17 protein-coding genes are annotated in these 18,209 nt (G+C 67.5%); 8 read left to right on the top strand and 9 right to left on the bottom strand.

Annotated features, from left to right (window positions below):
- Positions 1 to 4: 4 nt before the first annotated feature.
- The 7 genes from ACFVIV_RS06675 to ACFVIV_RS06645 all read left to right on the top strand — a co-directional run bounded on the left by ACFVIV_RS06675 (position 5) and on the right by ACFVIV_RS06645 (position 7,924).
- Positions 5 to 1,477, top strand: a complete 1,473-nt coding sequence (locus ACFVIV_RS06675) for an MlaD family protein (protein ID WP_379193809.1) — start codon at positions 5 to 7, stop codon at positions 1,475 to 1,477.
- Positions 1,474 to 2,505: an MCE family protein gene (locus ACFVIV_RS06670; protein WP_379193808.1), complete on the top strand. Its 1,032-nt coding sequence runs from the start codon at positions 1,474 to 1,476 to the stop codon at positions 2,503 to 2,505. Before ACFVIV_RS06675 ends, ACFVIV_RS06670 begins: the two co-directional genes overlap by 4 nt.
- Positions 2,502 to 3,497, top strand: coding sequence for an MCE family protein (locus ACFVIV_RS06665; RefSeq protein ID WP_379193807.1), 996 nt, complete (start codon positions 2,502 to 2,504; stop codon positions 3,495 to 3,497). Before ACFVIV_RS06670 ends, ACFVIV_RS06665 begins: the two co-directional genes overlap by 4 nt.
- 80 nt (positions 3,498 to 3,577) lie before the next feature.
- A complete protein-coding gene (locus tag ACFVIV_RS06660; protein WP_379193806.1) occupies positions 3,578 to 4,639 on the top strand; it encodes an MCE family protein in 1,062 nt (353 codons plus the stop codon).
- The gene (locus ACFVIV_RS06655) at positions 4,636 to 5,748 is read left to right on the top strand and encodes an MCE family protein (RefSeq protein ID WP_379193805.1); all 1,113 of its coding nucleotides are present in this window, start codon (positions 4,636 to 4,638) and stop codon (positions 5,746 to 5,748) included. Before ACFVIV_RS06660 ends, ACFVIV_RS06655 begins: the two co-directional genes overlap by 4 nt.
- A complete protein-coding gene (locus tag ACFVIV_RS06650) occupies positions 5,745 to 6,917 on the top strand; it encodes an MlaD family protein (RefSeq protein WP_379193804.1) in 1,173 nt (390 codons plus the stop codon). The genes ACFVIV_RS06655 and ACFVIV_RS06650 overlap by 4 nt, the downstream gene beginning before the upstream one ends.
- Before the next feature lie 110 nt (positions 6,918 to 7,027).
- A complete protein-coding gene (locus ACFVIV_RS06645; protein WP_379193803.1) occupies positions 7,028 to 7,924 on the top strand; it encodes a hypothetical protein in 897 nt (298 codons plus the stop codon).
- A gap of 222 nt (positions 7,925 to 8,146) precedes the next feature.
- On the opposite strand, the gene ACFVIV_RS06640 is transcribed toward ACFVIV_RS06645, so the two are convergent.
- The 6 genes from ACFVIV_RS06640 to ACFVIV_RS06615 all read right to left on the bottom strand — a co-directional run bounded on the left by ACFVIV_RS06640 (position 8,147) and on the right by ACFVIV_RS06615 (position 14,026).
- Complete coding sequence (locus ACFVIV_RS06640) at positions 8,147 to 8,791, bottom strand: RNase H family protein (protein WP_379193802.1); 645 nt, start codon at positions 8,789 to 8,791, stop codon at positions 8,147 to 8,149.
- Positions 8,792 to 8,801: 10 nt separating this feature from the next.
- A complete protein-coding gene (locus ACFVIV_RS06635) occupies positions 8,802 to 9,320 on the bottom strand; it encodes an SRPBCC family protein (protein WP_379193801.1) in 519 nt (172 codons plus the stop codon).
- Positions 9,321 to 9,423: 103 nt separating this feature from the next.
- Positions 9,424 to 10,623 carry an L-2-hydroxyglutarate oxidase gene (lhgO, locus tag ACFVIV_RS06630; protein WP_379193800.1) on the bottom strand — a complete coding sequence of 400 codons (1,200 nt, stop codon included), beginning with the start codon at positions 10,621 to 10,623 and terminating at the stop codon, positions 9,424 to 9,426.
- Positions 10,620 to 11,432 carry a hypothetical protein gene (locus tag ACFVIV_RS06625; RefSeq protein ID WP_379193799.1) on the bottom strand — a complete coding sequence of 271 codons (813 nt, stop codon included), beginning with the start codon at positions 11,430 to 11,432 and terminating at the stop codon, positions 10,620 to 10,622. The genes lhgO and ACFVIV_RS06625 overlap by 4 nt, the downstream gene beginning before the upstream one ends.
- A 402-nt stretch (positions 11,433 to 11,834) precedes the next feature.
- Complete coding sequence (locus ACFVIV_RS06620) at positions 11,835 to 12,626, bottom strand: TIGR03084 family metal-binding protein (RefSeq protein WP_379193798.1); 792 nt, start codon at positions 12,624 to 12,626, stop codon at positions 11,835 to 11,837.
- Between the two features lie 44 nt (positions 12,627 to 12,670).
- Positions 12,671 to 14,026 carry a hypothetical protein gene (locus tag ACFVIV_RS06615; protein ID WP_379193797.1) on the bottom strand — a complete coding sequence of 452 codons (1,356 nt, stop codon included), beginning with the start codon at positions 14,024 to 14,026 and terminating at the stop codon, positions 12,671 to 12,673.
- Positions 14,027 to 14,237: 211 nt separating this feature from the next.
- Between ACFVIV_RS06615 and ACFVIV_RS06610 the strand changes: the two genes are divergently transcribed.
- Positions 14,238 to 15,290, top strand: a complete 1,053-nt coding sequence (locus tag ACFVIV_RS06610; RefSeq protein WP_379193796.1) for a metallophosphoesterase — start codon at positions 14,238 to 14,240, stop codon at positions 15,288 to 15,290.
- Positions 15,291 to 15,353: 63 nt separating this feature from the next.
- Here ACFVIV_RS06610 and ACFVIV_RS06605 read toward each other — a convergent pair whose 3' ends face one another.
- The 3 genes from ACFVIV_RS06605 to ACFVIV_RS06595 all read right to left on the bottom strand — a co-directional run bounded on the left by ACFVIV_RS06605 (position 15,354) and on the right by ACFVIV_RS06595 (position 18,187).
- The gene (locus tag ACFVIV_RS06605) at positions 15,354 to 16,361 is read right to left on the bottom strand and encodes a zinc-binding dehydrogenase (RefSeq protein ID WP_379193795.1); all 1,008 of its coding nucleotides are present in this window, start codon (positions 16,359 to 16,361) and stop codon (positions 15,354 to 15,356) included.
- Positions 16,362 to 16,430: 69 nt separating this feature from the next.
- Complete coding sequence (locus tag ACFVIV_RS06600) at positions 16,431 to 17,294, bottom strand: alpha/beta fold hydrolase (RefSeq protein ID WP_379193794.1); 864 nt, start codon at positions 17,292 to 17,294, stop codon at positions 16,431 to 16,433.
- A gap of 71 nt (positions 17,295 to 17,365) precedes the next feature.
- Positions 17,366 to 18,187 carry a PaaX family transcriptional regulator C-terminal domain-containing protein gene (locus ACFVIV_RS06595; protein ID WP_379194195.1) on the bottom strand — a complete coding sequence of 274 codons (822 nt, stop codon included), beginning with the start codon at positions 18,185 to 18,187 and terminating at the stop codon, positions 17,366 to 17,368.
- Positions 18,188 to 18,209: the final 22 nt, after the last annotated feature.

Raw genomic sequence — 18,209 nt, 5'->3', positions numbered from 1 at the left:
CACGATGATCATCGATCCGAGCGGGCGCGGCCCGACGATGCGGCAGCTGGTCATTGCCGGTATCTGCGGCCTCGCGGTCATCGCCCTGGTGCTGGGCTTCCTGATGGCGCGCTATCAGGGCAAGTTCGTCGACAAGGTGAATGTCGTCGCGAATCTCACCACCACCGGTGACGGTCTGCCCGAGAAGGCGGACGTGAAGTTCCGCGGCGTGCTGGTGGGCGCGGTCAAGAATGTCTCGGTCGCCGCCAAGGGCGAGAAGCAGGAAGTGCACATCGAGATGAAGCCGGAGTACACCGGCAGCATCCCGGCCAATGTGACCGCGCGCGTGGTGCCGTCCAACCTGTTCGCCGTGACCTCGGTCGAGCTCGTCTACAACGGGCCCGACGGCGCGCACCTGAAAGAGGGCTCGCAGATCCCCGAGGACACCTCGAAAGGCACCATCGCACTGCAGGACACGCTCACCACGGTGCGCAATATCCTCAGCAAGATCGATCCGGTGCAGTTCGGGCGGGTGCTGGGCACGCTGTCCTACGCGCTCGACGGCAGCGGCCGCATGCCCGGCTCCACCATCGAGCGGGTGGACCGGTGGCTGCTGGCGGTGGACGAGTCCATTCCGGACCTCGGCGTCATGCTGACCGATTTCTCCACCGCCTTCCAGGCGCTGAACCAGTCCGCGCCGGAACTCATGGGCGTGCTGGCGGATTCGGTGCGCACCGCGCAGACCATCTCCGATCGCCGCGCCGAGCTGATCTCGCTCATCGCCGGCACCTCCGGCACCGTGGACAAGGTCAACGCGCTGTTCGCACGGAATCCGGATGTGGGCAAGGAAGTCACCACCGGCACCAGTGCGCTGTTCGGCGCCATGTCCGATGATCCGGGCGCCATTCCGAAGGCCATCGAGAACCTCAACAAGTCGGTGCGCGCTCTGGCCACCACCTTCCACTGGGGTCCGCAGAAGCAGATGGTCTGGAACATGGGCCTCACCTTCACCCCGTACAAGCCGTACACCCAGGCCGACTGCCCGCGCTACGGCGAGCTGGCCGCGCCCAGCTGCTTCACCGCGCCGCTGGAATCGGATCCGGGCGTGCTGCCCGAATCGCTGCGGCCCCGGGCCCTGGAGTCGGCGGCCGGACTGCCGAATCTGCCGGTGCCGGACGGCTTCCCGGTCATTCCGGGCCTCAATGCCGGCGAGCCCACCGCGCCGGGTGCGCAGCCGGGCAACCCGCTCTCGGGCACCCCGCTCGAGGATCTGTTCCCGAACCTGTTCGGCGTGCCGACCGTGCCGGGGGCGCAGCCGGAGACCAAGCCGAATCCGGAGGGCACGGTGCCCGCGGCGGCCGGGCCGATCTCGCTCAATACCGAACAGGCCATCATCGCGATGCTGGGTCGCAAGCCCACCGCGGGTGAATACCTGCTGCTGAGCTCGATTCTGAGGGGTGGAACGTTGCAAGTGACCGAAAGCGGGGCGGCCAAGTGAGCTATCGCAAACCGCTGATCGGCTTCAGTCTCTTCGCGGTGGTGGCGGTCCTGGTGACCACGGTCATCTGGAATACCCTGGCCCGCACCGTGGAAGGCTCCACCAACACCTACTCGGCCACCTTCTCCGATGTGCTGGGCCTGCGTGAGGGCGATGACGTCCGCATGGCCGGCGTGCGGGTCGGCAAGGTCGAGTCCATCGAGCTGGACAAGCAGAACAATGCCAAGGTGACCTTCATCGTGCAGCGCGATCAGACGCTGTTCGGCGACACCAAGGCGCTGGTCCGCTACCAGAACCTGATCGGGCAGCGCTATATCGCGCTGGCCCCGGACAAGAAGGGCGGCGATCACACGCCGCTGAAGAACAACGCGTCGATCCCGCTGGAGCGCACCGAGCCGTCGTTCGACATCTCGGGTCTGCTCAACGGTTTCCAGCCGCTGTTCGAGGTGCTGCAGCCGGAACAGGTGAACAGCCTGTCCAATACCTTCATCCAGGCCCTGCAGGGCGATGGAGTGTCGTTGAGCGGTTTCATCACCCAGGCGGCCGCGCTGGCCAGTGACTTCCAGCGGCGCGACGCCATCCTGTCCTCGGTGATCACCAATCTGTCCGGTGTCATGTCCGGGTTGGCCCGGCGCAGTGACGAACTGGAGACCCTGGTGACCCAGACCCGCGCTCTGATCGGCGGCCTGTACGCCCAGGGCCAGTCGCTGCAGGCCTCGACGGTGCAGATCGCCGACGCCACCACGGCGCTGGTGGGCATGATCGGGCAGATCCAGCCGAAGCTGGCGCTGGCCCAGAACGCCACCCGCGATGCCCTGACCCTGCTGATCGCCAATGGCGAGAAGCTCGATCGGGTCGCGGTGGACCTGCCCGCCATCCTCGCCGATATCGGCAAGTTCACCCAGAACGGCACGTACGCCAATGCGTATGTCTGCTCCCTGGATGTCTCGCTCTACGGTGTCCTCTTCCCGCGCGGTCTGTTCAACCAGATCGGCGGCAACTCCCACTCGGCGGTGTGCCGGCCATGATCGCGAAACTCAAGTCCCGCTTCGATTCCAACCGCAACTTCTGGCTCGGCGTGCTCGGCGCCGTCTTCGTCGTGGCCCTGCTCATCTTCTCCAGCACCTTCCGCATGCTGGGGGTCGGTGAGCAGACCATCAAGGCCGAATTCGCCCAGACCGCCGGCGTGAAGGTCGGCGACAAGGTGGACGTCTCCGGCGTCCCGGTGGGCCGGGTCGCCGGCGCCGAACTCGAGGGTGACCATGTCCTGCTCACGCTCGCGGTCAGCAATGACGTGAAGCTGGGCCCGGACGCGCGCGCCTCCATCAAGATGGCCACGCTGCTGGGCGCCCGCTTCGTCGACCTGGAACCGGGTGACGGCTCCGGACTGCCGGACGATCGAATCCCCAAGTCCAATACCGCCGTTCCCTACAACCTGGCCGATGTGGTGCAGGAGGGCACGCCCAAGTTCGAGGCCCTCGACACGCAGAAGCTGGCGCAGTCGCTCGACCTGATCAATCAGCAGCTGGGCGACACCCCGCAGCTGACCGTGCAGGCGCTCGATTCCATCGGCGCACTGGCCAAGACCATGAACGACCGCAAGGACGCGGTGGATCAGCTGCTCAAGGACCTGGACCGGGTCACCACCATCCTGGGCGACAACCGCAACAGTGTGCTGCTGGTGATCACCCAGGGCGAGGCCATCGCCAACCGGGTGATGGAGCGGCAGGCCCTGCTGCGCTCGCTGCTGGACAATATCGCCACGCTGAGCGGGCAGCTGCAGGCCATCGGCGCCGAGAACAACGATCAGTTCGGCCCGACCCTGATCCAGCTGCAGACCATGGCCGAGGGCCTGCAGAAGAACAAGGACAACCTGGATCGAATGCTGTCGATCATGCCGGTGTCCGTGCGGACCTTCAACAATGTCTTCGGCAACGGCAATTACGGCGAGGTCGCCCTGCCGTGGCTGTTCCCGGACAACTGGCTGTGCTTCGCGCAGGTGAACGAGGGGTGCCAGTAATGCGAGTTCGCGACATGCTTGCTGCTGCTCGGGGTTTCAGGGGCTTGCCCCTGAGAGTTACGCGAGTTGCCAAAATAGCCATGGTCAGCGCGGCGGCGCTGGCGGTGGGCAGTTGCTCCATCGTGCCGATCGGCGTGAAGGACGCGGCCGGGCAGACCCAGCACTTCACCGCCGACTTCCGCAATATCGCGGGCATGTTCGAGGGCAATCCGATCACCGTGCTCGGCCTCGAGGTCGGCAAGGTCGACAAGATCATCCCCAAGGGTGAGTACGTCGAGGTCCACATGACCGTGGACAAGGGCATCAAGATCCCGAAGGACGTGGTGGCGGCGCTGATTTCGCCGTCCATCGTGACCGACCGGCACATCGAGCTCAGCCCGGTCTACACCGGCGGTGAGACGCTGAAGGAGAACGCGCATCTCACCACCAGCCAGACCAAGACCCCGGTCGAGCTGGACACGATGATCAAGACCATCGACGCCTTCGCCGCGGCGCTGAAACCGCAAGAGGGGCAGGAGGGCATCGGCCCGCTGTCCGGCCGGGTGCTGTATCCGATGATGGACGGCAATGGCGAGAAGATGCGCGAGGTGCTGAACTCGCTGTCGGGTGCGCTGAAGGTGGGCGTGGACAACAAGGACGCCGTCGCCACCATCATTATCAAGCTGAACGAGCTCACCACCATGCTGGCCGAAAACGACCAGTCGGTGCGCGATTTCAGCAACAAGCTCACCCAGATGAGTACCCTGCTCGCCGACCAGGCCCCGGGCCTGCAGGCCACGCTGGATCAGCTGAACGCCTTCCTGGGCAATACCTCCGGCGCGTTCTCGCAGTACTCCGAGCAGCTCAATGGCACCCTCACCGGTCTCACCAATGTCACCAACCAGCTGCGCGCCAATGCGGCCGGGGTGATCGAGATCGTCGATGTGGCGCCGCTGCTCATGCAGAACCTGGATCGGTCGGTCAACAAGGAGAAGGGCTTCGTCCGCCTGCACGGCATTATCGGCACCGCGCTGTCGGGTGAGCTCATCAGCCTGTTCTGCGAGCGCATCCAGATGAAGGCCGACGGCTGCCGGACCGGAAAGATCGAAGATATGGGTCCGGACTTCGGTCTGACCGCGGCCATGTTGGGACTGACGCGATGAGCAATCGATTCCGCCGCGACCTGCGTATGACCAAGCGAGCCCGGCGCGCCACCCTGGCGCTGGCCGTCACCGCGACCCTGGCGGCCTCGGGCTGCGGGATGACCGTGGAGAGCCTGCCGCTGCCCAAACCCGGTGCGGGCGATGACACCTACACCGTGCACGCGGTCTTCGAGAACGCGCTCAACCTGCCCGATCAGGCCAAGGTCAAGATCGGCGGCTCCGATGTCGGCGTGGTCACCAAGATCGAGACCAAGAACTTCCAGGCCATCGTGGATCTGGAGATCCGCAATGACATCGAACTGCCGGCCAACTCGACCGCCGAACTGCGCCAGGCGACTCCGCTCGGCGACGTCTTCGTGGCGGTGTCCAAGCCCAAGGACGCGCCGGGTCAGCAGCTGCTGAAAGACGGTGAGACGCTGACCAATACCTCGGCCGGCGCCACCGTCGAGGAACTGCTGCTGTCCATCTCGCTGCTGTTCAACGGCGGCGGCATCGCGGCGCTGTCCAAGCTCACCGCCGAAATGGACTCCATTGTCGGCGGGCGCGGGCCGCAGCTGGCGCATCTGCTCACCGAGATGACCGGCGTGGTGGGCAGTCTCAACAACAACAGCCAGAACATCGACGCCGTGCTCACCCAGTTCAGCACGCTGGCGACCACCATCGAGGGCAATCACGATCAGCTCGGCCAGGTGGCCGACAGCCTGCCCTCCATGATCGGCGCCATTGCCGAGAACAACCAGGCCATCGGCGATCTGCTCACCCGGATCTCGACGACCAGTGCGGCGCTGGGCGATTACGCCAACACCACCTCCGAGGACCTGGCCAGCCTGCTGGACAATGTGCACCAGCTCATGAACGCGCTGTCGCAGACCGAGGCCAACCTCGGGCCCGCGCTGGACGCCCTGAGCGAGCTGCGGCCCGCGGTGGACGCCTCCTTCAAGGGCAATACCCTCGCGGTGGCGGCGACGCTGACCATGCTCGATATCGGCCTGATCACCGATCCGGCCAATAGCAAGTTCCCGGACGGGCACGATTTCGCCGACTTCGCGGGCAGCCTCATCCAGGTGCTGCAGATCGTGTACAGCCGGATCAACGGGGGCCACAGATGAACTGGGTGAAGCGGCACAAGAACCTGGTGTCGAATACGGCGCTGGCGCTGATCCTCATCGTGGGCGCGGCCTATCTGGCGGTGAGCGTGATGCGGGTGAACCCGCTGCGCGAAACCTATTCGGTGACGGTCAATCTGGATCGCTCCGGCGGTCTGCAGTCCGGCAATGACGTGACGCTGCGCGGCTATCGCGTCGGCAAGGTCACCGATATCCGGCTGGTCGACGGCGGCGCGGCCATCGCGGCCACCGCGCAGATCGACACCAAGTACCGGATTCCGGCCGATACCCAGATCCATGTGGGCGCGCTCTCCGGCGCGGGCGAGCAGTACATCGACTTCCGGCCGAACACCGATCAGGCGCCGTATCTGCACGACGGCTCGGTGGTGCAGTTCGACAAGGAGAAGGTGCGGACGCCGACCCCGGTGTGGTCGGTGCTCGACAATTCGGTGGAACTCATCGCCCAGATCGATCCGGACAAGTTCCAGGTCATCCTGTCCGAGCTGGATGTGGCGCTCTCCGGCGGCCAGGATCAGCTGCGCTCGCTCATCGATGGCATCAGTATCGCCACCACCGGTCTGGACAATCTGCTGCCGCAGACCACCAATCTGCTCGAGAACCTGCAGACCATCAATGCGACGACCTCGCTCGCGCAGCCGGATCTGGGTACGCTGACGGCCAACTCGTCCGTTCTGTTCCAACAGTTCAACGATGCCAATGCCGAACTCCAGCGGATCCTGGAGCAGGCACCCGGGCAGATGCAGTCCCTCGGCGCGGTGCTCGACAAGACCGCCGATCCGATGACCAGTCTGGTCACCAATTTCGTGGCCATCACCAAGGCCGCGCAATTGCGTGTGCCGGCGCTGCGGGCGCTGTTCCCGGCGCTGGTGGTGGGCACCGAGGCCATGGGCGCTCCGGCGCACGATGGCGAGTTCTACACCATCGTCGATATCTGGCCGCGCACCTGGTGCGATTACCCGACCAAGAAGGTGCGCAACGAGGCGGCCACCGAGTCGACCATGCCCCGGTGGGCCAGCTACTGCACGAATCCGCCGTTCGATCAGCAGATTCGTGGTTCGGGCAATGCGCCGCGCCCGGATGTGCCGAACAATGGCGCACTGCCGCCGGCGGACGCCGATCCGAACGAGCGGACGCTGCCGCCCATCAAGTGAAGAGGGTGAAACAAACCCGGTCCCGGCGGACTGCCCGCCGGGTCGGCATACTCGCAGACCGAAACGAACCGGCGCGCCCGCAGCGCGCCAGAAAGTGTGGGGACTGATTCATGTCGGATGACGCCACCAAGAAAACTGAAGACGAGGCCGCCGAGGCCGACGCGACACAGCCTGGGGGCGCTGCCGACGAGTCCGCCACGACGGACCTGAGCAAGAAGGCGGACGCCCCCGCCGCGGACGCGAAGACCGAGGACGCCGCGTCCGAGGATGCAGAGTCCACGGACGCCAAGACCGAGGTCCTGGCGAAGGCCGAGGAGCCGAAGCCCGCCGCCAAGCCGGACTTCAGCAAGAAGTCCGACGCGCCGAAGGCGGACAAGCCCAAGCCCGCCGCCAAGGCCCCCAAGTCGGCCGCCGCCTCCTCCGACTCCAAGCCCGGTTTCCCGCTGGTCCCGGTGATCGCCGCCTTCGCCGCCGGCGTGCTCCTGGTCGCCGCCGTGGCCACCGGAGTCGTGCTCTGGAAGAAGGGTTCCGACAACCAGAAGGAACTCGACGCCCGCGACGGCGCCACCGCCGCCGCCTGCGATTTCGGCAAGGCCGTCTCCAACTACGACGCCAAGAACCTCGACGACTACTTCACCCGCGTCAAGGACCTCTCCACCGGCCAGTGGCTGGAATTCTTCGGCGGCGCCTCCGACGCCCTCAAAGAAGCCATGGCCAGCGTCCAAGCCAAGTCCACCCTCGACGAGATCCACTGCGCCTGGGAATCCGGCAGCGACGACAAAGCCAAGGTCGTCCTCATCCTCACCCAGGTCCGCTCCAATGGCGTAGCCGCCGGCTCCGACATGCTCACCGTCCCCGGCGTAGCCGACATGGTCAAAGAAAACGGCAAGTGGAAAGTCGCCAACTTCGACTCCCCCGCCATGAAGGGCCTCACCGGCAGCGGCACCCCCGCCCCCACCACCGAAGCCCCGGCCCCAACAACCCAGGCCCCCGCCCCCGGCAACTAGAGCCCGAGGCAGTGGGCTCGCCCCGCACTCGAAAGAGCAAGGCCGCCGCCGATGAGAGCCCCTCGGCGGCGGCCTCTTTCGTCGGTCAGCTGCGGCGTGGGGGTGGGGCCCAGCGTGGGGTTGGTCGGCCGCAGCGTGGGGGGTTGGCCCAGCGTGGGGTTGGCCGGGCGCAGCCCTAAGGGGGTTCGGGGGTTTACCCCCATTCCCCTTTACCTCTTTTCGTCAGAAAAGCGTGAGCGCTTCGGGCGCGGGTGCTTTCGCGGCTGCCGCGCGGCGGCGCGGGGTTTGGGGCGCCGGGTGAGTCTGGCCGACCGCGATCTTCTCGGCGGTGGGAGCGGGTTTCTCGCTCGGCGGGATGACCGGGATCGGTTCGGTGCTCGGCTCGACCGGAATGGGTTCGGTGACCGGATCCGGTTCCGGGTCGGTCCCGATTCCGGTGGCGGCGACCTGGCGCGCGGCCTGTCCGGCGAGGGCGTCGGCCTGTTCGTTGAAGTAGTTGCCGACGTGGCCGCGGACCCAGCGGAAGCGCACCGGCCCGGGGCGGGTGGCGATGGCGCGGTCGATCTGCTGAATCAGCTCGAGGTTCTTGACCGCTCCGCCGGTGGAGGTCTTCCACCCGTTGTTGCGCCAGCCATTGATCCACTCGGAGGCGCACTTGATGGCGTAGAGGGAATCGCTTTCGATGAGCATCGGTTCGGAGCCGGGATGGGCGCGTACCGCTTCCAGCAGCGCGCGTAGCTCCGCGATCTGATTGGTGCCCGAAGGCGCACCGCCGCTGGCCGATCCGCCGGCGTGATTGACCCAAGCCCAGCCGATGGCTCCGCCCGGGTTACGCAGGCACGATCCGTCGGTGCTCACGATGATCATGCTCGCCACCCTACGCAATCCGGCCGACAAGATCCGTTCCGTGGAATTCCTCTATCTCCCTACGCAATTGCGACTCGGTTCGCCGCACCGCTGATTGTACGGCGGCGGCGAGCATTCGGGAGAGCAGGCGTCCGGTCCAGTGCCGGGGCGCCCAGTACTCGGTTTCCGAGGTCAGCACGGCGCGACCGTACCCGAGCGGGTCGAAGCGCAGGGTTATGACACACAGGGGCGGGCTGTGACCCGCTGCACCCTGCGCGGGCGCCGGCTTCCCCTTCCGGCGTCTGCGCAGGGTGTACTCGATGACCGCATTGCGGCGGTAGTCGGTGATCTCACAGTCGACCGTGGGATGCCAGAGGCCGGCGCGCAGGGTTGCTGCGAAGACGGCTCCCGCACCGTGATCGAGGTCCCCGATCGGTTCGAAGGCGGCGACGGCGAAGGCCCAGTCCGGCACGAACTGATGGTTGTCCGTGTAGGTGAACGCGACCTCCACCGGCGCCCCGACGTCGCTCGCGTATTTGAAGTGGCCCATAGGTGCTCCCGTTCCCACGGCTGCCAACAAAAGTACTACAGAAATCCTATTTAATGGTGCGGACCCGCGATTCGTAGCAAGTCCGCAGCAGAATTCCCGCCGGTCAGTCGTCGAATTGCGCGGCGATATGCGCGGCGATCGGGAGCGCGGAGGTGGCGGCGGGCGAGGGGGCATTGAGGACGTGCACCGAGCGCGGCGTCCGTTCCAGCAGGAAATCGTGCACCAGGGTCCCGTCCCGCAGCACCGCCTGCGCGCGAATGCCCGCCTCGCGCGGCAGCAGATCGGCCACGGTCAACTCCGGGCAGTAGCGCCGGCATTCGGCCAGATAGCCGCGTTTGAACAGCGAATTGCGCATTTCCCGCAACCCGGTGCGCACATTGGCCGCCGCCACCCGGTGGAAACCGCGGAATCCCAGGATCTCCCGGGCATCCCGGACATCCACGCTGCCCTTGCGGTAACCCTCCCGCGCCAGGCCCAGCACCGCATTCGGCCCGACCGTCAGCTCCCCGTCGATGGTGGGGCTCAAATGCACGCCCAGGAACGGCAATTCGGGATCCGGAATGGGGTAGATCAGGGTGCGCACCAGATCCTTGCGGTGCGGCGGCAACTGGTAGTACTCACCGCGGAACGGGACGATGCGCAGATCGATGCGCAACCCGGCCAGCCGCGCCAGCCGATCGGCCTGCAGGCCCGCGCACACCACCAGCCGGGCCGCCCGCCAGCTGCCGGTGGGCCCGGAAACCGTGACCGCGTCACTGTTTTCGCTGATGGCGGTGATTTCGGCGCCGAGGACGAGCTCTCCCCCGGCCGCCTGCACCTGCTGTGCCAGCACCCGCGTCACCCGCGTGTAGTCGATGATTCCGGTGCTCGGCACGAACAGCGCCCCCACACCGGTCACCCGCGGTTCACGGCGCATCAGTTCGGCCGCGTCGAGCAACTCCACCTCGACGTCATTGGTCGCCGACCGCTCGTAGAGCGCCAGCATTCGCGCGTACTCGGCGGAATCCGTGGCCACCAGCAGTTTTCCGCACTCCTGGAACGGAATATCGTGCGCGGCCGCGAATTCCTTGGTCCAGGCCGCCCCCTGCCGGCACAGCCGCGCCTTGAGGCTGCCGGGCGCGTAGTAGATGCCCGAGTGGATGACCCCGCTGTTGTGCCCGGTCTGGTGCACGGCGAGCTCATCGGCCTTCTCGAGCAGCAGCAGGCTCGCGCCCGGATGCCGCTCGAGCAGGCGGTGCGCCGTGGCCACCCCGACGATGCCGCCGCCGATCACGCAGTAGTCGTACACAACACGAAGTCTCACACAGTGGTGACCGCGCCGTCCTCACCATGGGTGAGCGGCCGCACCGGCGCGCCGTCGACCGCGAAACTCTCCCCGATGGTGTCCTCGTCCCCGGTGGTGTCCTCGGCGACGGTGGCCTGCTCGGCGAGGGTGGCCTGCTCGGCCGGTGCGGGCGCATTGCGCCGCGCCACCTGGACACCGTGCCGGCCGATGGCCGGATCGGTCACGGTGATCGTGAATTCCCCGCGCCGGGTGTCGAATTCGGTGCGCACCTGGGTGTTCGCGGTGGGATCGGCCCGCAGGCCCAGCGTATCGCCCAGCTCCCCGCGCAAGACCAGATCCGCCACGGCCGCGAAGACATTGGTGTCGAGCGTGAGCGTCACCGAATTGCGCTGCGCCGGTGCCACTTGTGCGCCCACGTACGCATTGCCGAGCCGGACCTGCCCGGTGATCCCGGCGGGGCGCTGCGCTACCACCGATTCGCTCGCCGCCCCGGCGAGCGCGGGCGGCACCCACAATTCGTGCGACCGCACCGGATGGCTGGTGAAAAACGATGTGAGCCCGATGTTCTCGGCGACCGCCGGATAATCCGCGGGCACCGGATCCGCACCGGCGCCGTCCCGGACCGGCATCGGCCCGCGCGGCCCGGTGGGCGCGGCGAGGATGCCGCCGGACTTCTGGGCTTCCGGCATCTGATTGGCGATATAGGAACCCGCGGCGACGGTCAGCCCGATGCTGGCCATGCCCGCGGTGATGATGGCGCTGAAGCGGAGCGCCTGCCTGGTGCGCCGGGGTTTCCGGGCAGCAGTCGTCGCCGTGTGCTGCGACATCGGTGCGTTCCTTTCCCTCTCCCCTGGTCCCCCTGCGTCTTTCGACGCAACGACCCGCACCATTGAAAGCCGTACGCCCGTCCAGATTACTCCCGCAAGATCGCGAACTTCAGTAACGGCGGGTTACATGTGTTCCCGAGAGACCGGGATCACATCTCGGACACCACAAGATACACAGGTTTCCGCCATCTGACAGCTGGGTAAAAAGGGCATAGCGGCGAGCGCCGACTCGACTGCCATCGAGGACCTCCGGCCAACGGCGTCCGGTCGGCACCAGGCACGGCGCACCCACGGTAGGCGCTCGCTCGCTCCCTTCATCGAGGCAAAGCCCTCGTCAGGGCATGGAATTGAGCTCGAAGTGGGAATCGGGGATTCGGCCGGAGGCCGGAAACGGGCGGCGGGTCAGGCGAATTGACCCGCCGCTCTTCCCGTTCCGGGGGGACCCGCGAAAGCCTGTGCCAGGCCGAGCCATTCGGCGGCGTCCTCGCCCCGTACCGCGAGCGCCAGATCGTCGAGGTGCCGGCGCTGGGTCACCAGCAGGCAGAAGTCCAGGGCGGGACCGGTGACCCGCTGCGCCGCAGTCTCCGGCCCCCAAGTCCAGACCGTGCCGTCCGGGGCGGTCAGTTCGACCCGGAATTCCTCGCCCGGCACGGTGCGCCCATGTGTCAGGTACGAGAAGTCGCGGGTCCGAATGCCCAGGTGCGCAATGTGCTTCAGCCGCGCGGTCGGTGTGCGCGCGACGCCGAGCGCATCGGCCACGTCCTGTCCGTGCGCCCAGGTCTCCATCAGGCGCGCGGTGGCCATGGAGGCGGCGCTCATGGGCGGGCCGAACCAGGGCAGTTTGACGCCCGCGGGCACGGCGCGCAGCGCCTCGGCCAACGCTCGCCGGTCCCGCCGCCACGCGGCCAGCAATTCCGGTGCGGGCGTGCGGGCTTCCGCTTCGGCGGCCTCGTCGACGAAGGTGAGCGCCTTCGGCAGTGCCGCCCGCACGGCCTCGTCGAAGGCCTCGGCATCGGTGGCGGCCACGGCCGCGATCCGGTCGGTCCAGGTGAGATGCCCGATCTGATGGGCGATGGTCCAGCCGGCGGCGGGGGTGTCGCGCTGCCATTCGGCGGCGTCGAGATCCGCGATGAGCCGATCCAGGTCGTCGCATTCGGCGGTGAGATCGGCGAGCAATGCCTCGAGGTCGGCCATGCGCCTAATCCAAGCACGCGTGCTTGTATTTGGAAAGGGGTGTCCTACCAGCCGAAAAGCACCAGGTGAACCGCGCCGACCACCAGTCCGAGCGCGGCGCCGTGCAGGTAGAGCAGCCAGGCGTCCTGTTCCACCGAGGCGTAGAACATCTCCATGAACTCACCGGGCGTGAGCTGTTTGAGCTTGCGCGCCGCGAAATCGTCGATCTTCTTGGCCTGGGTCGCCGCGAATTCCGCGTCCTCGACCAGGCTGGGCGCGAGCCCGGCCGCCGCGCCGGCCGCGCCGACCTTCAGATTGTCGAACTGCCGCTTGCCGAACACGGTGCGCACCACGGTGTGGGTAGGTCCCAGCTGGCGGTGGATCTCATCGGCGATGAGGCGTTCCAGCAGCTGCCGGGTCTTGTCGCCATTGGGGCCCTCGAGCAGTTCCTTGGCCAGATTCGGCAGCGTCAGCACCTGGTAGGCCAGGATGCGCGCGAGATCGGCCGCGGCCTCGGGCTGGCGCTTGGCCAGCAGCGCCTGCTTCCACAGGTACTTGTAGCGCGGCTGCGGATCGCCGGGTTCGAACACCATTTTCACGGCGATGACGTTCACGATGACGCCGATGGCGGCCGCCGCGGTCAGGATGACCACCCAGCCCGGGAGCCAGCCCAGGATCGGAATGCTGTGATGCACATGCATGTACAGCGCCAGCAGCACGCCGAACGGCGCGCCGAGCAGGCCGATGCGCACCATGAACTTGAGCTCGGGCGCGGCGATGGTGGTGGTGAGGTCCTTGAGGATCTCCGGGTTCTCCCGCAGATACCGGATGACGAAGCTCTTGATGTCGATGAGCTGATCGACATTGTCGCCGAGCTGTTCGAAGGCGCGGCGCGCCAGCGTGGGCAGTTCGCGCTCGACGCGCTGGTAGAGCACATTGCGCACGGCGCGCGGGACGGCGCCCCACAGGTCCGGGTTCTCCCGGTACATGATCTCGTTGACCATGGACGGCACCTGTTTGCGCCCGACCTCGGCGATGTAGTCGGCAATGCCGTCGAGGTCGAGTTCGTGGATGAAGTCCTTGGGACTGCCGATTCGCATGATGGCGACGTCCACGCAGATGCTGGCCATCTTCTCGGCGCGCGCGGGAATGAAGCCCTGGAAGCCGAGCCGTTTGCCGTCCCCGGAGAAGGTCGGCAGCACCTGCACTCGCCGCGGGAGATACGGATAGAGGATGTCGAGTCCCGGAATCCGGATGCCGCGGAAGTAGATCGGCCAGAACAGCATGAGCACGCCGGTCCAGTTGGTCAGCCAGCCGGCGATGGCGCTGAAGAGCGGGAAGCTGACCAGATCGACGACGAAACGGGACTGGCCGGTCAGCTGTTCCCAGTCCAGGAACAACCCTGAGGCCAGTGTCGTCATTGCGGGGTCCCCCTGTGGCCGAGCCGGTTGGTGAGAAAACGGACATCCAACAGTCTCACCGGTTCCGAGTGCTGTCAAAAGGGGTGTGGCCTCGGAGAACGCGGCGTGTCGGGCCGCTAGGGTGGGGCCTCGTTCGCCTCGGCAGGCGTATTCGCCGGAGACCAGGAATACTGGTCAGCCGACCAGGATGGAACTCGAGGGAGATCTTCTGATGACCGTGGACCGCCGTGGCTTCCTGACCGGTGCGGCCACCGCCGCCGGCCTGGCCGCCGTCGCCACCGCCGCACCGGCCTGGGCGCAGCCCGCACCCGCGCCGACCGTGGACAAGTTCCCCTTCCCCGCCTCTCGTGATCTCCGGATTCTCGTCACCGGCGACGCCGGGACCGGATCCCGCCCGCAGTGGGCGGTGGCCGACGCCATTCGCGCCCAGCACGCGAGCAAGCCGTTCTCCCTCGGCCTCGGCCTCGGCGACAATGTCTACGAACAGGGCCCGTGGTCCGATGACGACGCCCAGTTCGCCGCCAAGTTCGAGGACCCCAACCACGATCTCGACTTCCCCTGGATCATGGTGCAGGGCAATCACGACAACACCGCGGTGCTGCCCGGCGACGGCGGCTGGCTGCTGCGCGGCGATCACGAGGTGGCCTATCACGCGCGGTCGCGGCGCTGGTGGATGCCGGCGCGCTACTACTCGGTGCGCGTCCCGCGGGAACAGCCCGTGGTCGAATTCTTCGTGCTGGACCTGAATCCCATTGCCGCGCTGCTGCCGCCGGTGTTCAACGCCTACTGGTCGAAGGGCGGCCAGTTCATGACCGAACAGGCCGCGTGGCTGGATCGGGCGCTGGACGAGTCCACCGCCACGTGGAAGATCGTCTGCACGCACCACCCGTATCTGAGCAATGGCAGCCACGGGAATGCCGGTGAATACGACGGCCTTCCGTTCGAACCCGCCAATGGACTCTGGGTGAAGGAGTTCTTCGAGGCGCACGTGCTGGGCCGCGCCCAGTTCATTCTCTCCGGGCACGACCACTGCCTGCAGGTGCTCGAGCCGAACGCCGCCTCCAAGGGAACGCGTCAGATCGTCTCCGGCGCGGCCGCCAAGACCACGTCCGCGCACGGCGACAATCCGGCGTTGTTCCAGAACTTCGGCGACGTCGGCTTCATGACCTTGGACCTGACGGCTTCCTCGGCGGACCTCGGCGTTTACACCGTCGATCCGTCGACTGCGCAGGCCACCAACGCCTTCCAGCGTCGGTTGGCCTAAGAACGACGCCGCGCTCCGGAACCGCACAGCGGTTCCGGGCGAAATGTGTCCGGGGAGTGCGTGCTAGGGCTTCAGCACGATCCGGATCGGGTTGCCCTCCTTGGATTCCAGGGCGTGCACGGCCTTGGCCGCATCGGCCAGCGGCATGACCGCGCTGACCGACCGGGAGAACTCGACCCGGTGCAGGCCTTGAAGTTTCACGAGCTTCGCCACATCCTCCGGCGCGGAGCCGTAGTGCCCGCGCAGCTCCTGCTGGAAGAAGCTGAACGCGGTGCCGTGGGTGATTGTGATCGGCTTATCGGTGAGACCGACCAGCACCAGGCGTCCGTGCGGGGCCAGGCAGATGACGGCCTGCTCGCGCACCGCCGCCACACCCGCGAAGTCGAAGGCGGCCGCCAGCCCGGTCCCGGTGGCGGCGAAGATCTTGGATCGCAGATCCGGGTCGGCCGGATCGAAGGCCAGGTCCGCGCCGAATTCCAGTGCGCGTTCCCGGGCGGCGGGCAGCGGATCCACGGCGATGATCGGGGCCGCGCCGACCAGGCGCAGCAGCTGCACGCCGTGCGCGCCGAGCCCGCCGACACCCCAGACGCCCACCGGCTCACCGGCTTTCACCTTGCCCGTGGCGGTGATCGCGCCCCACGGCGTGGACACCGCGTCCGGAATGAAGCACGCCTGCTCGAACGGCAGATCATCGGGAATCGGCACCAGGGTGTCGACCCGGGCCAGGGCGTATTCGGCCCAGCCGCCGTCGTAGTCCACGCCGCGGGTGTAGGTCGCACCGTCGCGCGATTCCCCGGCCTGCAGCACGACGCGGTCCCCCACCTTGGCGGTGGTGACGCCCGGTCCGAGCGCGTGCACGGTCCCGGCGACCTCGTGCCCGAGGGTCACCACGTCCCCTTTGAGGAACAGCGGTGTCAGCGTCCCGTCGATGAGGTGCACGTCCGACAGGCACACGCCCGCCGCCTCGACCTTGATCAGCACGTGATCGGCTCCGGGCTCGGGCACCGGCACCTCGTCGAGTTCGAGGCTGCGGTTCGGTCCCAGATGCAGTCGTGCGGCCAGCATGGTCATGGGCTCCTCAGAACGATCGTGCGGCAATGCTTTCCGGCGCCATGGTAGGCCGAAGCCGGGTCTGCCGGACTAGCTTTCCCGGTCGGAGCCGTGGCCGGCGGGGTGGGCCGGGACCGGGTGCGCGGTGAGGAATTCGTCGATGATGGCGGTGACCTCGGCGTGGCGCTCCAGCATGGGCACATGCCCGCAGCCGTCGAGCCATTCCGCGCGCTCGGGTCGCAGCTTCTCGTTGAGGGCGCGTCCGGCCGCCGCGGACAGCACGCGATTTCGGGTGCCCCAGATGGTGCAGACCGGCGGCAGCGCCGCGCGGTCCGGCCACTCGTCCAGTGCGGCGAAGGAATCCAGGTCCCGCACCAGGCCGGTGAGCGCGCGCACCGGGAACCCCGCCGACAGCGCGCCCACATACGGGCTTTCGCGGAAGGCGCGCCGGCTGCTGAACCAGTACCGCATTGCGCTGCGCGCCAGCCATTTCGGCGTGTGCACCCGCTGCACGGCCCGGACGCCGAGGGCGGGCATGCCGCGGGTCAGCCGCGCGGGCAGGCCCTGCTCGCCTTGCATCGCGGTGGATTCCGTCAGCGGATTGATCGCGACCACCGCGCGCACCATGGCCGGATAGCGGCGGGCCAGGGTCAGGCTGGTGGCGGCGCCGACGCAGTTCCCCACCAGCGCGACGTCGGTGAGCTCGTTCCAGCGCAGGAACTGCCGGACCGTGTTCACATACAGTTCGAGCCCGTAGCCGCCCGCGGGTTTGTCCGAGGCGCCGTACCCGGGCAGATCGAGGGCGTGGACGCGGTATTTCCGGGCGAGCGCGGTGATCTGGGGCATCCAGATGAGATGCGATCCGCCCGCCTGATGCAGCAGCACCACCGGCGGCCCGCTCTCGCCCCGCCGCATGTAGGCGACCCGGATGCCTTCGAACCGGAACTGCTCCATGACGCTGCCCGCCTCCCGCTAGGCCCCCTTCCATGGTCTGTCATGGCGGCGGCCAGGGGACGGGAATCGGTTCAGGAAATCGGCGCCGTTGCCGAAACCTCTTCGAGCACAGCGGAATACCAACGAAACAGTTGAAGTGGTTGTGCTGAGGTAGATTTCAGCAGCTCGGCCCAGCAGGCCGCCGTGGCCGCCCGCGCGGCGGCGCCGATCCACGGCTGGGGCAGCAGTTGGGGCGGCAGCAGCGGATCCGGTTCGCTGGCCCGGTTGAATGCGGTGGCGAGGGTGACGGCCATGGTCAGGCGCTCGATGTGCGAGGCGTCCGGCAGCCGCGGCCCGATGCGTTCGGCGGTGGCGAGCAGTCGCCGGTGACCGTCGGCGATCCGCTCGATCGGCCACAGGTGCTCGGCGAGATCGCGTGCGGCACTGTGCCCGCCGACCGTGAGATCGGTGCTGGTGAACGTGGTGACGTGGTCGTTGACCCCGAATCGCGCTGCGGCGGAACGGATCAGCTCCTCCCAGGGGTTGGCCGCCACGTACAGTCCGCCCTGGATGGCGGCGCCGCCCAGCCGCAGGATGGCATCGCGCATGGCATCGCGCGCCTGCCGCGCCGATTCCGGCACCCCGAAGGCGACCAGATGCCACGTCCCGTCCCATGGCGCCCGGCCGCGATCCTGCGCGTACATATAGCGGATGAATTCCAGATCGGGTTCGATGAGCCCGCGGGTCAGCTCGGTGGCATGCAGGACCGCCTTGCGGCCGCGCCCGTCCTGGGTGAATCGCCCCTCCGCGACGAGCCGTTTGATGCAGAGCCGGACCTGCTGATCGCTCATGCCGAGCGCGGCGGCGACGTCGTACAACTCGCCCGCGTCGATCGTCGCGTCGGCGCGGATCATGCTCTCCACCAGGGTCCGGGTG

Origin of the sequence: Nocardia sp. NPDC127526, from assembly GCF_042672265.1 — a bacterium.
Taxonomy (GTDB): domain Bacteria; phylum Actinomycetota; class Actinomycetes; order Mycobacteriales; family Mycobacteriaceae; genus Nocardia.
The sequence above is the reverse complement of the archived record's forward strand: the minus strand, read 5'-3'. Positions and strand labels throughout refer to the sequence as shown.